A 14,134-nucleotide genomic window follows, 5' to 3' on the forward strand; every position below is an offset into this window, starting at 1 on the left:
AGTGACACATGCCTAAACGCGCATTTTTAACTATGTTTTCAGGTATAATTCGCATTCTGATTTCTCTGGCGGGAGATCTGGAAAAAGACGGTGACTTCGGAAACGGGGTTGCCGTTTTTTATGCGGCGCTTTCGCCAAGAATTGCGGCATCCGCTTCAGCGAGTTCCCAACGACTGGTGTTGTCACCGATCTTTCTAGGGGAGGGGAGCTTTCCGATTTTTGCCCAGCGCCAAATTGTCTGGCGAGACACTTCATACCGATCGGAGAGAAACCGATCAGATACCCATTTGCGGGAGTAAGGTTGTTGCTGACTCATTGCTTCGCGCTCCGTCTAACGCCATTCGATGACGTAAGAATATGGAGTGAAGCGGAGGGGCGCTTAGCGCAGGTTCGCTTTTCTTAGGTGTTCGCGGACTTGTTTTGGACTAATGCCAATTCTCTCAGCAATAACCGACGCTCGGTTGCGTTCTGGCAGCTTGCTTTCGTTCCAAAGTTCTACAATCCGTTGTCGTGTTTTTTCAGCCTTCTGCGCGTTTTGCTCAGCCGACGATTTGCTGCCGAGAACTCGGTGGGCATTTCCTTTTTTCTTCTCCGTCAAGGCGGCCTGAATCGCGGTCCAGCGATTAAGCTCTGCGGCAATGGCAGTGGCATCCATGCATTCGATGATTGCATCGGCGCTATTCTCTTGTAGTGCCTGTAAAGCCCTGTCACAGGCAGCAAGTAAGCTCTGCGCGTCCGCTACAACCGTCGCCGGTACGCCCATGGATTCACGCCAATGAATCCATGCCCAGCGCTCAGCGGTCTGCCGCATTTCCACGACCCTCGCTTTTGCTTTGTCCTCCGATGACATGGTGATCCATTCTTCGACGGTATGCCCAGCGGTGCCCTTTGGTTGGTAGGGCTGTCGTATCGTCATTGGCTTCATAAATTTTGCCCCCGTGTGCTGGCTGTGGCGTGACAGAACTCTTCCCAGTCGGTCATCAGCAGGCTGCGCTTATCCAGCAATTCACTGCGAGCGTAAGCGGCCCTTGTGGCGTCGCTATTTACGTGTCCGAGCGCCAGCTCACAGACTTCTTCTGCATATTCCGTTTCTTCTTGTGCCCATGTTCTAAACGTGGCCCGAAAGCCATGCTGCGTTACCTTGTGGCCCATGTCTTTGAGAACCTTTGTCAGCGTCATATCACTGAGCATGCGTCCTGTAGGGGAGGGGAACACCAGCTCGTTGTCCCTAGGCAGCGCCCTCAGCAGCTTCTTAGCTTCAGAAGTCAGCGGTACCTTATGAGTCCGCCCGTTCTTCATGCGATCAGCCGGTATGGTCCAGACCTTTGCGTCGAGGTCTATTTCACGCCAAGTTGCGCCGCGTATCTCACCTGAGCGTGCAGCCGTAAGTATTCCGAAGCGCAGAGCGGTTGCCCCTATGGTTGAACGCTTACATAGCTCTCCCATAAACATAGGCAATTCGGCATAGGGCATCGCTGCTAGGTGTTTAACTTTCGCGATTTTGTCAGGGGCCGGAAGCGTCAGCTCAAGGTTGCCTTTCCATCGTGCGGGGTTGTCTCCCGTTCGTATACCTTCTGCCCCACCCATATCCAGAATCCGCTCAACGGTGGCTCTTACTCGCTTGGCGGTCTCTGTCTTTGTCTCCCATATTGGGGTGAGCATGGCTATGATGTGCGCTCGCTCGATATCCTCGACTACAAGCCGCCCGATATGTCCATAGGCGTATGTTTCGAGGTGGGATCGCAATTTTTGTGTTTGCTTAGCGGTCTTAAATTCTCGGCTTTTCTTTGCAATGTAACGCTCTGCCAGTTGTTTGAACGTGACTGACTTTGCTTGTGCCTTCAGTATTTCTGACCTGGCTTGTCGCCGCTGGCTAAGAGGGTCGAAACCTTCGCGAATCTTCTCTTTAACCTCTCTCGCTTTGTCTCTAGCCTTGCTGAGTGTTATCTCAGGATAGGGGCCCAGCCCTAGTTCTGGCAGCTTATTGCCAACGGGAGTCTTTAGAATCCAACTACGGGCATAGGTTTTGCTATTTTCAGTGACGGGAGGCGAACAGTTAAGGTAAAGGCCGCCAACTCCGCCTACAGCGTGCAGCTTAGGGCAGGGCTTACCCTTGTTGGGGCCGCTCTGAACCTTACCCCAGCGGAGTCTGCGTACCTGTGAGTCCGATAATTCAGGCGCTAACCTTGGCATCCCTTTTATCTTCCCTATATAAAAATTGTTATGGGATGCTACAGGGTGTTACGGGGGTGTACAATGGTTTTGCGTTATATGCTGCTATACAAGTGGTGTATGCGATTTCATGCTACGTGATGTTACAGCAATATGGAGGAGGCCTCGGGCACCATCAAAAATCAGCTGCGTGGTTTACTAGATCGCTCCCTAACACGTCGAAAGGTCGACGAAGACGTATAGCGGTTCAGATTTTATGCTCACGCTATGGATCACGTCTCCCGCAGTTTAATACTTCCCCTCTTTTAGGGGTTGCCGTGCCTCACCCATCTTAGGCGCTATTCTCCTTCCGTATAGGCAATGAACTCAGCTCTGCTGAAGATCGGATAGGCTCTTTTGAGATTATTCCGAAGCGGGTTAGAGTTCCTCTCATGCGACACTACGATGCCATCATTATCGGTGCAGGCCATAATGGCCTGACAACAGCAAATTATCTTGCACAGGGCGGTATGCGTGTCTGCGTCGTTGAGCGGCGCGGTGTGGTTGGCGGTGCGGCTGTTACGGAGGAGTTTTATCCAGGCTATCGCAACTCCATCTTCTCGTATGTCGTTAGCCTTCTGCGCCCGGAAATTGTGCGTGACCTCGAGCTCGAGCGCTTTGGTTACGAGCCTATTCTGTTGGACCACTCTCTGTATCTCGATAGTCGCGGCGACTACCTACTACTGAATGGCGATGACGCCCATGATCGAGCTGAATTCGCCAAGTTTTCGGCGACGGACTACGACGCCTATCTCGCCTTCGATGAATCTATTGAGCAAGTGGGAGGAATTCTTGCCAAGCAGTGGCTGCGAGAGCCCCCCAAGCTGGCGATGAACGGCATCAGCGACATACTGTCGGGCCTTCGCCTGGGTGCCGACGTCTACCGTTTGGACGAAGAGTCCCGCTGGCGCCTTATGCAGTTTTTTGTTGGTGCACCCGAAACCATCATTGAGCGCTGGTTCGATAGTCCCAAGGTTAAATCAATGGTCGCTGCGCACATCATGCCGGCGAACTTTGCGCCGCTGACCCAACCTGGGGCAAGTCTCTCCATGCTGCATCACGCCGTGGGTGAAATTGCAGGTCGCAAGGGTGCTTGGGGAATCGTGCGTGGGGGCATGGGGGCTATCACACGAGCTATGGCGGATGCGGCCGTTGAGCGTGGCGTGGAAATCCGCACAGATGCGGCAGTAGCGGGTATCAACATGCAGAGAGCTGCTGTTACCGGAGTTACTCTGGAGTCCGGAGAAAAGATCCGCGCGGCGGTGGTAGCGGCGAATACAGATCCCAACCGTACGTTTCTGAAGCTGCTCGGAGAAGAACATCTCTCTGAGGGCTTCACTCGGGATATCAAGGCCTTCCGTCAGGAATCGGCTTCTTTACGCATTAATCTCGCGCTATCGGGCGTGCCGGAGTTTGCGGCTATCCCCGGTAAAGAGCTGGGTGCTCAGCACCGCGCCAGCATCACGCTGATTGAGAGTCAGGAGCACTTGAACCAGGCTTATCACAGCGCTAAAGCCGGACGCCCCGCGGATCCTCCGATCATCGAAGCGATCATGCCCAGCAGTTTGGACGATGGCCTGACCGATGAGCCGGGGCATCACGTCATGAGCCTACTCTGTAAATACATGCCCTACGATCTGGCTGACGGAAAAAACTGGGATTCAGAGAAGCCTGCAGTGGTAGAGAGTATCCTCAGACACGTAGAGAAGTTCATTCCCAACCTTCGGGATATCTTGGTTAGCACACAGTGCATGACACCTCTGGATCTGGAGCGCACTCTGGGTATGACTCGGGGGGATATTTGTCACGGGCGCCTAGAGCCGGATCAGCTCTGGAGCATGCGGCCGCATCCACAGTCGGCCCAGTATGCGACTCCTGTTGAGGGACTATATCTTTGTGGATCTGGTGCTCACCCCGGGGGCGGTGTTACCGGCGCTCCCGGCCATAACGCGGCGCAGCGGATTCTTCGTGATCGATGATACGCCTTCCGAATCTGTTTTTGACTGCTGGCAGTCCCTTGCAGCGGGGCTTTACTTGTCCATCGTTGGTTACAGCGTGCTTGCCGGGGTTCCCGTTATCAGTACCGCCTGGAGCGAGCTTCTGGGGTTTTCCGAGGTTCAGGTTGGCCGGGTAGCCGGCGCTGATCTTGGTGGTTTGTCTGTCGGTGCGATGCTGGCGGCGCTTTTGGTGGCGAGAGTAGATCGTCGCTGGTTGCTGGTCTGGGCGATTTTAGCTGCCATCCTTGCCAATCTGGCCTGTGTTTATTGGCAGAGTTACACCGCCACCCTGGGGCTGCGTTTTTTTGCGGGTATGGCCAGTGGCGTAGTGACCGGTATCGCTGTCGCCACCCTCGGCGGGCGCCAGCGTGCGGCCCGGGCATTCAACTATCTGCTATTTTCCTTTGCCTTTGTGCAGGCGGGTGAGCTGTATCTGTTGCCCAGGCTGGCCATGGAAGATATCTACAAGCTGTTTGCGATGAGCTATCTCCCGGCTTTGCTGTTTCTTTTATGGATTCCTGCGCGCCCGGCCCCGGTACTGTCGTCGATGCTGAAGGCACATTCACCACTATCTGTGCGTGGTGACAAGGTGCCTCCTATTGTGCCCTGGCTGTGTCTTGCAGCGATGGCGCTGACCTACGTGAACATCGGCGCTTACTGGACCTACATCGAACTCGCTTCAGCGGATGCGGGTTTAGACGAAGAGTGGGTGTCGAACGTACTCATTTGGGTCTCGTTTTTCTCGGTGCTGGGCTGCCTATTCGCTACGCTGCTGTCAGACCGCTTTGGTTTGGCCAGACCGCTCCTGGCAACCCTGCTGTTGCATGCAGCCACTGCGGGGATGCTGATCGCGGGTATTAACGAGCCGCGGTTTTTCATCAGCCTCTATGCCTTCAACTTTCTCTGGATTTTTGTCGATGTTTATCAGATGGGGTCTGTGGCGAATGTGGACGGGAATGGTCGTTTTGCATCGCTGATGCCCGCCGCCCAGGGTCTGGGCCAGATTGTTGGTCCCAACCTTGCCGCCTCTTTATTGGCCTTGGGTGCTGGTTACTCCGGCATATTTTTCATGTGCGCTTTGGCATCGCTAGCTGCGTTTGCAGTCTACGCGCTTGCCTACCAGCGTCTCAGTCAGTCGGCTATGGGAGGTAATCACGGCTTCCATGGGGAGAAGTCGTGAGCAACTGTAAAACTACTGCTCTGGACGGTATCGCCGCCAAATAGTCAGGCCAGCGATTAAGCCCAGAGGTATGAACAGAGCGGCAGGACCAAAGGCGATCCAGGGTTCGGCTTCACTCCAATTCAGGTTGCCGTCGGCAAGGATGCTGCCTTTACCGCGCTGAAAGGGTGCTACGTAGTAGTGCAGGAGCAGGAAGGGCATGGTCATGCCATAGGCGACTAACAGACCTGGTGCGATGAGTGTGATGCGGGTTTGTTTCTTATCCCGGTCTTCGGCTGGAGTGTCGTGGAGTTTTTCAAGATAGTGCCGCTCTTCTGTCGAGGGCTCTGAACCGCGGGATACGAGCCAAATTGTAACAATGCCGGCGACTGTGCCGAGCAATGCCGGCTCAAAGTAGCTTGGCAAAACTATAAGGCCTAGGTAATTCAGGCCGGCGGGAATGATGTTGGCGAGCAGTCCCACAAGCATGCCCCAGTAGGCCCCCCCAGCTGTAATGCGCCGGCTCCAGATGCTCATAAATCCAACGGGTCCCCAACTGGAGGCGAATACGGTTCCAATAAACAGCATGATCCAGAAAACGTTGGGAGGCAGCACAAGACTGAGTCCCAGTACTGTCAGGCTGACTATGCCCGTGAGTATTCGAGTGGTACCGAGCCTTACAGGGCCCCGGTGGCTGAATAGATCATTGCTGACACTAAACCCTACCAGCGAAAGAAAGGTAGAGGCCGACGAAAGCGCGGCGGCTACAATCCCGGAAAGTAGCAGCGCCCCCAAAAGCGGGGGTACTAGGTTTTTGGCGGCCCATAACATCACCGTTTCGGACGGATCGATATCGTACTTCGCGAGGTTGATAAAACCCCCGGCACCGTAAATAAGAATCTGCATAAAAATGACGGCAAAGCAGGCATAAATCGCCGCGCGTAGCACCACGTGTTCATTCTTGGCCATGAGATGACGGCTGGATTGCCAGGGACTGACGGCGTAGACGATGCTCCAGGCCAGATCAATGATTACCAGCCAAATAAGAAAATCCCAGGCGTTGGGCCACTCGGTGCCTTCGCCGATGGTGCCATGCCACGCGGTAATATCGCGTTTGACGTTCTGCCGCGTGAGCTCTTCGATGGTGTGTTCAAAACCTCCCAGACCGTTGAGCAAATACCCAACGAAGGCAATCGTCGCGATTGTGAAAAGCAAGAACATCAGCGTATCGGTGATGATCACGCCCCGGGATCCTGAATACAGCGTAAAGCCCGTGTAGCTTATCCAGGCGAGAACCACGGCCGTGCTGTAACTGATATTGGTCAGGTCCGAGATGAGTATCGCTGCCCCCTGTGTGACGACAAGTAGATAGCCACCCAATCCAAGGACGATGGTGACTCCCGAGATCTGCTGCACTTTGTGACTCGCAAAGCGCTGTCCAAAAAACTCGGCCACGGTAGACGCCCGGCTGCGCCGCAAAAATGTTCCGAAAAATAGCGCACCGTAGACGTAGCCAGTGACCGCAATGCCCGGAAGCAAGAGATAGGGGCCGAGCTGTCCGTCATAGGTGAAACCGGCTTCCCCGAGAAAAATCGAGGTACTAAACACGCTGGCAACCAGAGTGCCGACAATGAGCAAGGTTGGCGCCCGACGCCCCGCCACAAAGTAGTCATCGATATTCTTTACTTTGCGTCCCGCGTAGCTGCCGATAGCAATAAACAGCAGTACGCTGATGGCAATGGTAGTGGTATACAGATCCACGGCGGGCTCAGCGATCTCGAAGAATGACGGCGGCAGCGTTGTGGCCCGGCAGGCCGCTGACACCACCGCCCGGGTGCGCGCCGGACCCGCAGAGATACACGCCCTTTGTCGGCATACGATGGTCAGCTAAGCCGGGAATCGGTCGCATGGCATAGAATTGATCTAGGTGCAGCGTCCCATGAAAGATGTCACCGCCAACCATGCTCAGATCCCGTTCAATATCCAATGGAGATTTAATCTGACGGCCCAAAATCGACGCCTTGAAGTTAGGCGCGTGAGCATCAATAGCGTCGATAATCGCGTCTGCCGCTGTGTCCCTCGCATCGTCCCAGGTGAGACCGTTGGGTAACTCGCGCTGAAAGTGCTGGCAAAACAGGCTTGCTACGTGGCCACCGGGAGGAGCGAGCGTGTCGTCCTGGGTGCTGGGAAGTTGCATGGAGATGATCGGGTTTTTTGTCCAGCCCTCGTCCTTAGCCTCGCGGTAGGCCCGCTGCATGTAATCTAAAGACGGGCATAGCTCGATGGCGCCCATAAAATGAAAGTCATCATCGGCTGGCAGACTTGAGAATCGCGGTAACTCTGACAGGGCAACGTTCATTCGGAAGGTCGCCGAGTGACTGCGATAGGCATCAATACGCCGCTGCTGGTCTTCGTCGAGAGTACCGCGATCGAGAAGTTTTGTAAGCAGGAGCTGAGGATGCACATTCGCGGCGATGGTGCGGGCATGAAACTCGCGCCCGTCTTCGGTGACCACGCCGCGGGCCACGTTATTCTCGCTAATGATTTTTGCCACGGGCGAGTCCGTTTCGATCTGCACACCGTGTTCGCGAGCGACATTGGCAATGGAGTCCGAGATAGCGCCCATGCCGCCCCGGGCTATGCCCCAGGCCCCGGCGTTACCTTTAACCTCGCCAAAGGCGTGGTGTAGCAGTACGTAGGCGGTTCCGGCTTCATAGGGGTCGGCAAAATTCCCGATGACACCTTCAAACCCCAGCAATCCTTTGAGGGGCTCACCCTCGAACCAGGCATCGAGTTGGTCTCCCAGAGAACGGGTCATGAGCTCTGTAAGAACAATTTGGTGCTTGCTATCGAGCTTGCGTAGCTGATTTCCGCTTTTGAGTAAGGACAGAATATCCCGCCAGCCGCCGCCGAAGTTAGGTGGTGCCTGCGTAGCCAAGCTGCGAAGGGCGCGCGCGACAACGCCTATCTGATCTTCGAAGGCGTCGATACGCTCGGCGTCCCGCTTGGAGAATCGAGCTATTTCCCGATGTGCCTGCACGCCGTCGCGGGTGAGTTGCATATGCCCGTCGGGCAAGAGGCTTAAAGAGCCGGCGGGGCGCTCCATGATCTCTAGACCGTTCTCTTCCAGGCGCAGATCCCTGATCACCTTGGGGTGCAAAAGACTCACCGAATAGGAGTAGACGGAGTTGCGGAACCCGGGATGGAATTCTTCTGTCAGAGCCGCGCCGCCGATACGGTCCCGCGCTTCCAGTACCCGCACGGACAGGCCTGCCTGGGCGAGATAGGCAGCGCACACCAGGCCGTTATGGCCGGCGCCAATCACGATGACATCTGATGATGCTTTATCTCTCATGAGCCTCAATGCCTGTTGCGATCATTCGAGTTTAGGTAGAGCGATTCACACGGGCCTCCGAGCGGATGGGCTAGGAAGCTCAGGGTATATCCACTGCTGCACCATATCACCGTGCGTAGTGATGCTCATGGCACCGCCACCGAGTATTTTCCGAAAAACAATCCAAGGAGTAAATTTATGCCGGAAATCAGCGTTCAAAAGAAGTGTGCGGCACTAACTGATCTCGAGCCCTGTGAGAGCTTTGGTGAGCCTGTTGGCCCACTGCCTAAGCAGACTGACAAGGGGTTTTACAGTGAAGGCAACATGATCACGGGGACCTGGGAGTGTGAGCCCGGCACCATGGAACTTGATCTCGATCTTACGGAGTTTTGCCATCTCGTCGAGGGCCACTGGAAGTTTACCTCTGAGTCAGGCCAGGTCACCGAAGTAACCGCCGGTGACAGTTGGGTTTTCCCCCGCGGCTGGAAGGGCACCGCAGAGGTCATAGAAAAGGTGCGCAAGGTCTACATGATGATCTTGCCGGCCTGACAGTGGTGGCGGGCTATATCAAGGGGTGGGGTCCATACGCACCGTGCCCAGGGGTTAGGTCTTAGAGCGCGTCCAAGGCCTTGTAGTAGGCCATACCCACCGCGAGTGCAGGACGGCGCAGCAGCTTTCCGCCTGGGAAAGGCCAGTGATTGATCTTAGCCATAATGTCAAAACGCGGGCTTTCTTTGGCTATCATCTCGGCGGTGATACGCGCCATGATATGGGTGGGAGCTACGCCATGTCCCGAATAGGCTTGAATATATGCCACGTTGTCGGCGAGTCGGCCAAGCTGCGGCATACGGTTCAAGCCTATGCCGATCCAGCCGCTCCATGCGAAATCGATGGCCACGTCGCCAAGCTGCGGGAAGACCGCTGCCATCTTTCGACGCATGACGGCCTCCAGGTTTTTGGGTTCCATGCCGGTGTAGTTGGATAGACCACCGAACAGCATGCGGTTGTCCGCAGACAGGCGGAAGTAATCTAAGGCAGTGCGAGGGTCACAGACCGCCACATCACCTGGCATTAGTTGTTTCACCAGGTTTTCAGGGAGTGGCTCCGTCGCGATGACCGAGCTGGAGGAGGGCAGTACACGACTTGCAAGCTTTGGAATCAGGCCACCCATATAAGCGTTGCCGGCAAAAACGACATGCTTCGCACTGACGCTTCCCTGATCTGTACGCACCCGCGCAGGACAGCCCTGTTCCAAAGATCTAACGCGGGACTGCTCAAAAATTCTGCCGCCCAGTGATTCCAGCGCTTTTGCCTCGCCGATACACAAGTTTAGCGGCTGAATGTGACCGTTCGCCGTGTTATGTAGTCCGCCCAGGTAGCGATCTGAAACGACATATTCTTTGAGCTCATCGCCATCGAGAAGCGTGTAGGCATGCGGGTTACCGATGCCGCGCTCGAATTCCTGCCACTGTGCAAACTGCTTCATGTGCCGCGGCTTGAGAGCTACATCGCAATAGCCCCACTTGAGGTCGCACTGGATATCATAGGTTTCGACGCGCTCGCGGATCACGTCACGGGCTTCGATGCCCATCTGATAAATCGCTCGGACGCCGTCTTCGCCAATACGCTTGATGAATCGCTCCGGGTCGTGCCCGATACCGCCAATAATCTGTCCGCCGTTACGACCACTGGCACCCCAGCTTATTCGGTTGGCTTCGAGGAGTACCACGTCATAGCCGCGCTCAGCGAGTTCCAGAGCGGTATTCACGCCGCTGAATCCGCCGCCAACCACGACGACATCACAGTTCAAATCCTCCTCAAGGCGAGCGTAGTTAGTCGCCCAATTTGCGCTTGCAGCGTAGTAGGAGCCTGTGTGCTCATTGCTTTCCTCAAGTTTGCGCAAGCCAAACATTCTGTGTGTCTCCTAAGTATCGGTGCATCGTCAGCTGATTCAACGCTAACATGGTGAGATTAGCCCAAGGGTGCAGCGGATTGAATTCTCCCCTATACGACAGGTAGAGGATTTTGGGCTAAGTTTTAGGCTGTACTGACTAGAAGCCAGCAGAGATGTTTATGAATTTCGCCCAGCCAAAAGAACTGGAGCAATTTCTCGCCGCTAATCCGGATATCCAGCTGCTGGAGGTGCTGATGCCGGATATCAACGGGCTCTTGCGCTGTAAACGAATTCAGCGCGCGGAGTTTGGCGCGCTTTTTTCCGGAAATTTTTCGGTGCCGCGCACTGTGCCGCTCCTTGGTGTTCGTGGCAATTTTTACGAAGGGGTGCCTCAAAGCGAGGTTGGTGGCGATCCGGACCAGATCATACGACCTATCAGCGGGACTCTTGCCCGCGTGCCATGGTATGCCACACCTATGGCGCAGGTGCTTACAGGTTTTGCGCGAACTGAGGAGCACATTGAGTGGCTGGACCCGCGCAGTCCATTGCTCGCTGTTTTGGAGCGCTACGCTGCGGATGGTTTGCGACCCACGGTGGTGACCGAGCTCGAGTTTTACCTCCTTGCCAACGGTGACGCCGATCGGCCTGAGCCTCTGCTGGGGAAGATTCCAGGCATCGGGCATAGGCAAGAGGGTATCCAATACTGCATGCCCGATGATCTCTTCGACTGTGATGAATTTCTGAACGATGTTCGCGCGGCCTGCGAGATTCAATCTGTGCCACTCACTGCGATTCACAGTGAATTCTCGCCCGGGCAATGGGAAATCAACACGCACCATCAGGATGACGCGGTGGTGGCGGGCAATCACGCGCTGCTTCTTCGGCGGATCGTCAAAGGAGTGGCTCGCCGTCACGGCTTCGGGGCGACCTTTATGGCCAAGCCCTTTGCCGAATTGGCGGGAAGTGGTTTACACATCCATGCGAGTGTTTACGACGCTGACGGAAACAACGTCTTCGCGGACCCCGAACCTGTGGATCCGCCGAGACTCATGCCCACACTGCGTCATGCGGTGTCGGGTCTGGGGGACACGATAGACCAGGCGATGCTGCTATTTGCGCCCAATCCCAATTCCTATCGCCGCTTCAAGGCCGGAGCCTTCGCACCATCGGGGGCGAGCTGGGGCTATGATCATCGTGAGGTGGCACTGCGGATTCCTCGGGCCTCGGAACATAACCGGCGCATTGAGCATCGAATTGCGGGCGCTGACGCAAACCCGCACCTTGTCCTCGCTGCGGTGCTGGCGGGCATGCATGCAGGTTTGGCGCGCAAACGAGATCCCGGGGAGCCTATACCTCGAGAGGCAGACTTGTCTGAGGATTCGACCACGCTGCCGACCCGCCTGGATGAGGCCATTACGCTGTTTCGTGAGGGTGACACCCTGCCGGACTACTTGGGTCAAATGTTTGTAGATGCCTATGCGGCGATCCGCCAGGGCGAAAGCGACCATTACCACGGCGAGATTCCCGATCTTGATTACCAATGGTTTCTCCGGGCCTTGTGAGGGCGCGCGGCGCGGATAATCCTAGATGGAAATCGCAGCAGATCGGTGTAGGGACTACATCGGTGACTGCGAGCGGCGGTACTTGGCGGGGGTCTGTCCCGTCGCCTTCTTGAAGGCCGTGTAGAACGTCGACGTTGAGTTAAAGCCCACAGATAGCGCTATATCGAGAATGGCGGGAAAGCGGCAGTCTTTTTGACGGAGCATCCGCGATGCCTCTGCGACCCTGAATTGATTGATATAGTCAAAAAAGCTCATGGAGTGTCCCGCATTAATAGCCTGGGACAGATGGTTGACGGAGCAACCCATAGCTTCGGCGAGGTGGGGTAGCGAGAGATCTGGATCCAGAAACGCTTTATCGTCGTGCATCGCAGTGTTTAACGACGCTAGAAGTGTTGCCATGGCCTCATCGCTTAGCCCGGATTTTGCGTAGCGACGGGTACCTGGTGCGCCGCGAGGGGGGGCGGCGTCGGGCAAGCGATAATAGTCGCTGATTTGCTGGGCGACCTCGCCACTGAGTTCGATGAACTCGGCTCCGCTCCAGCCAACTTTTCCACTGTCCGGATCGCGCGGCACAAGCTGATACTGAAAGGCGATTGTTGTATCGCTCGACAAAACCTCTCCGACCAGTTCGTAACGAAACTCATCGTTGCTAAAGTAATCTACCAGGTGCTCAATGAGATCTTTACCCGAGAGTCGCTGCTGACTAGCTACATCGGTGTAGGTGCCGTCAATGCTTAGATGTCCCACCACACTCTTCGGATCCTGATTGTTCCATGCGTCGAGGTAGCTGCTGACAAACTGCTGCGGTGATCCCATGATTTGTTCTCCTGTAAAAAGCTTCAGGCGCTATCAGTACCAACGATCCACTGTGGCAGAAAACGCGGCTTTTTCAAGCGTATAGGCAACGATGTAGACTGGGTCAGGCGGGCGGTAAGTTCATAACCGTGTAGGTAGTAAAATATTGGATCCTCTTAGTGCACTCACACGGGGAGTCTTTTTTTGTCTAAAACGCATGAGCGTAGCAGTGAGGTTGTTGCTTTAGCAGCGCCTTCGACACCCCTGTCTTCGGTACATCAGGGCGAACGCTTTTTCGCAATGAACCCACGGCAGATACTCAAAATCCTTGTCTATAGTCTGCTGCTGGTTAATTGGATTAACTACATTATCAACGATATTACCGTCGCCAGTCATACGGTCCACGCGGGTTGGCAGTGGCATGACTGGACTTCTGCTTTCGCCACTACCCTTGATGAGGCCGCATGGTTTCTTCTGCTATTTCTGTTGGAACTTGAGACCTACTTGCTATCTGACGAAGCATTCACAAAAACACGTGTACGCGTTATGCAGGGTTTGCGACTTCTATGCATTCTCTTCATCGGCCATACCATCGTCGCGTTTGGCAATATTCTGATGGAACTGGGCCGCAGTGTGGAGCATGCGGCAACGGACGTCTGTGCGTTTGCGGGACAAGGCCTTAGTTATGCGCGTAATTTGGAGTACTGGGAGATTACTGCCGATAACTGCGCGTCCATCGTTTCGACAGGAACCCTGTATCAGTTTGACCAGGGCCAACTGATAACCGATGCCGCCGGCTTTCGGGTGGAATGGGAACTGGCTTGGGCGGATTTTCTCGAAGTGGTGCTCTGGGTCTTCATTCTATTTCTTATAGAGATGATGGTAAGGCTTCAGGAAAAGGGCGTAACCGATGGAGCGGCCCTTAAAACCGCCCGTATCAGCAAAGCGGTGCTGTACGGTTTTCTGTGGTTGATTGCGGCCTACTGGGCTTTCGGGGGGCACTGGATGTTCGCCTGGGACGAATCGCTATGGATTTTGGGTTTTATTGCGATCGGTATGAATTTGTCGGAGTGGCGGGACGAAATTCAACAGGAATCTAGCACTGCCGAGGTGGCTGAGACACCGTCTATCTGAGTCAGTGCCTGCAGTCGGCCGGGCACCGTGTTTCAGAGCAGCTGTTTT

At 55.2% G+C, this 14,134-nt stretch carries 12 protein-coding genes; 5 read left to right on the plus strand and 7 right to left on the minus strand.

Features of this window, described 5'->3' with window-relative positions; genetic code table 11:
• Positions 1–118 precede the first annotated feature (118 nt).
• From R0137_RS11170 to R0137_RS11180, 3 genes are all read right to left on the minus strand, one after another.
• Entirely contained in the window at positions 119–316 is a 198-nt protein-coding gene (locus tag R0137_RS11170) for a helix-turn-helix transcriptional regulator (protein WP_407326494.1), read from the minus strand.
• Positions 317–379: 63 nt separating this feature from the next.
• The gene (locus R0137_RS11175) at positions 380–925 is read right to left on the minus strand and encodes a hypothetical protein (RefSeq protein ID WP_407326495.1); all 546 of its coding nucleotides are present in this window, start codon (positions 923–925) and stop codon (positions 380–382) included.
• Positions 922–2,193 carry a tyrosine-type recombinase/integrase gene (locus R0137_RS11180; protein ID WP_407326496.1) on the minus strand — a complete coding sequence of 424 codons (1,272 nt, stop codon included), beginning with the start codon at positions 2,191–2,193 and terminating at the stop codon, positions 922–924. The genes R0137_RS11175 and R0137_RS11180 overlap by 4 nt, the downstream gene beginning before the upstream one ends.
• 410 nt (positions 2,194–2,603) lie before the next feature.
• On the opposite strand from R0137_RS11180, the gene R0137_RS11185 reads away from it, so the two are divergent.
• The gene (locus R0137_RS11185) at positions 2,604–4,190 is read left to right on the plus strand and encodes a phytoene desaturase family protein (RefSeq protein ID WP_407326497.1); all 1,587 of its coding nucleotides are present in this window, start codon (positions 2,604–2,606) and stop codon (positions 4,188–4,190) included.
• Positions 4,180–5,388, plus strand: a complete 1,209-nt coding sequence (locus R0137_RS11190) for an MFS transporter (RefSeq protein WP_407326498.1) — start codon at positions 4,180–4,182, stop codon at positions 5,386–5,388. The genes R0137_RS11185 and R0137_RS11190 overlap by 11 nt, the downstream gene beginning before the upstream one ends.
• Positions 5,389–5,400: 12 nt before the next feature.
• Here the strand turns inward: R0137_RS11190 and R0137_RS11195 are convergent, their stop codons facing one another.
• Entirely contained in the window at positions 5,401–7,128 is a 1,728-nt protein-coding gene (locus R0137_RS11195) for a sodium:solute symporter (protein WP_407326499.1), read from the minus strand.
• Between the two features lie 7 nt (positions 7,129–7,135).
• Entirely contained in the window at positions 7,136–8,722 is a 1,587-nt protein-coding gene (locus tag R0137_RS11200) for a phytoene desaturase family protein (protein WP_407326500.1), read from the minus strand.
• A 177-nt stretch (positions 8,723–8,899) separates the two neighbouring features.
• Between R0137_RS11200 and R0137_RS11205 the strand changes: the two genes are divergently transcribed.
• A complete protein-coding gene (locus R0137_RS11205) occupies positions 8,900–9,250 on the plus strand; it encodes a cupin domain-containing protein (protein WP_407326501.1) in 351 nt (116 codons plus the stop codon).
• Between the two features lie 61 nt (positions 9,251–9,311).
• Here R0137_RS11205 and R0137_RS11210 read toward each other — a convergent pair whose 3' ends face one another.
• Positions 9,312–10,613, minus strand: a complete 1,302-nt coding sequence (locus tag R0137_RS11210) for an NAD(P)/FAD-dependent oxidoreductase (protein ID WP_407326502.1) — start codon at positions 10,611–10,613, stop codon at positions 9,312–9,314.
• A gap of 161 nt (positions 10,614–10,774) precedes the next feature.
• On the opposite strand from R0137_RS11210, the gene R0137_RS11215 reads away from it, so the two are divergent.
• The gene (locus tag R0137_RS11215) at positions 10,775–12,157 is read left to right on the plus strand and encodes a glutamine synthetase family protein (protein WP_407326503.1); all 1,383 of its coding nucleotides are present in this window, start codon (positions 10,775–10,777) and stop codon (positions 12,155–12,157) included.
• A 54-nt stretch (positions 12,158–12,211) separates the two neighbouring features.
• On the opposite strand, the gene R0137_RS11220 is transcribed toward R0137_RS11215, so the two are convergent.
• A complete protein-coding gene (locus R0137_RS11220; protein WP_407326504.1) occupies positions 12,212–12,973 on the minus strand; it encodes a helix-turn-helix domain-containing protein in 762 nt (253 codons plus the stop codon).
• A gap of 183 nt (positions 12,974–13,156) precedes the next feature.
• Between R0137_RS11220 and R0137_RS11225 the strand changes: the two genes are divergently transcribed.
• Positions 13,157–14,086, plus strand: a complete 930-nt coding sequence (locus R0137_RS11225) for a hypothetical protein (RefSeq protein ID WP_407326505.1) — start codon at positions 13,157–13,159, stop codon at positions 14,084–14,086.
• Positions 14,087–14,134: the final 48 nt, after the last annotated feature.

The organism is Congregibacter brevis, assembly GCF_045689245.1.
Taxonomy (GTDB): Bacteria; Pseudomonadota; Gammaproteobacteria; order Pseudomonadales; family Halieaceae; genus Congregibacter; species Congregibacter brevis.

Bases quoted from the DNA above. Each gene is read 5' to 3' on its own strand.
- R0137_RS11175 (WP_407326495.1), bottom strand. From the start codon at position 925: ATGAAGCCAATGACGATACGACAGCCCTACCAACCAAAGGGCACCGCT.
- R0137_RS11170 (WP_407326494.1), bottom strand. From the start codon at position 316: ATGAGTCAGCAACAACCTTACTCCCGCAAATGGGTATCTGATCGGTTT.
- R0137_RS11185 (WP_407326497.1), top strand. From the start codon at position 2,604: ATGCGACACTACGATGCCATCATTATCGGTGCAGGCCATAATGGCCTG.
- R0137_RS11220 (WP_407326504.1), bottom strand. From the start codon at position 12,973: ATGGGATCACCGCAGCAGTTTGTCAGCAGCTACCTCGACGCATGGAAC.
- R0137_RS11205 (WP_407326501.1), top strand. From the start codon at position 8,900: ATGCCGGAAATCAGCGTTCAAAAGAAGTGTGCGGCACTAACTGATCTC.
- R0137_RS11200 (WP_407326500.1), bottom strand. From the start codon at position 8,722: ATGAGAGATAAAGCATCATCAGATGTCATCGTGATTGGCGCCGGCCAT.
- R0137_RS11210 (WP_407326502.1), bottom strand. From the start codon at position 10,613: ATGTTTGGCTTGCGCAAACTTGAGGAAAGCAATGAGCACACAGGCTCC.
- R0137_RS11180 (WP_407326496.1), bottom strand. From the start codon at position 2,193: ATGCCAAGGTTAGCGCCTGAATTATCGGACTCACAGGTACGCAGACTC.
- R0137_RS11215 (WP_407326503.1), top strand. From the start codon at position 10,775: ATGAATTTCGCCCAGCCAAAAGAACTGGAGCAATTTCTCGCCGCTAAT.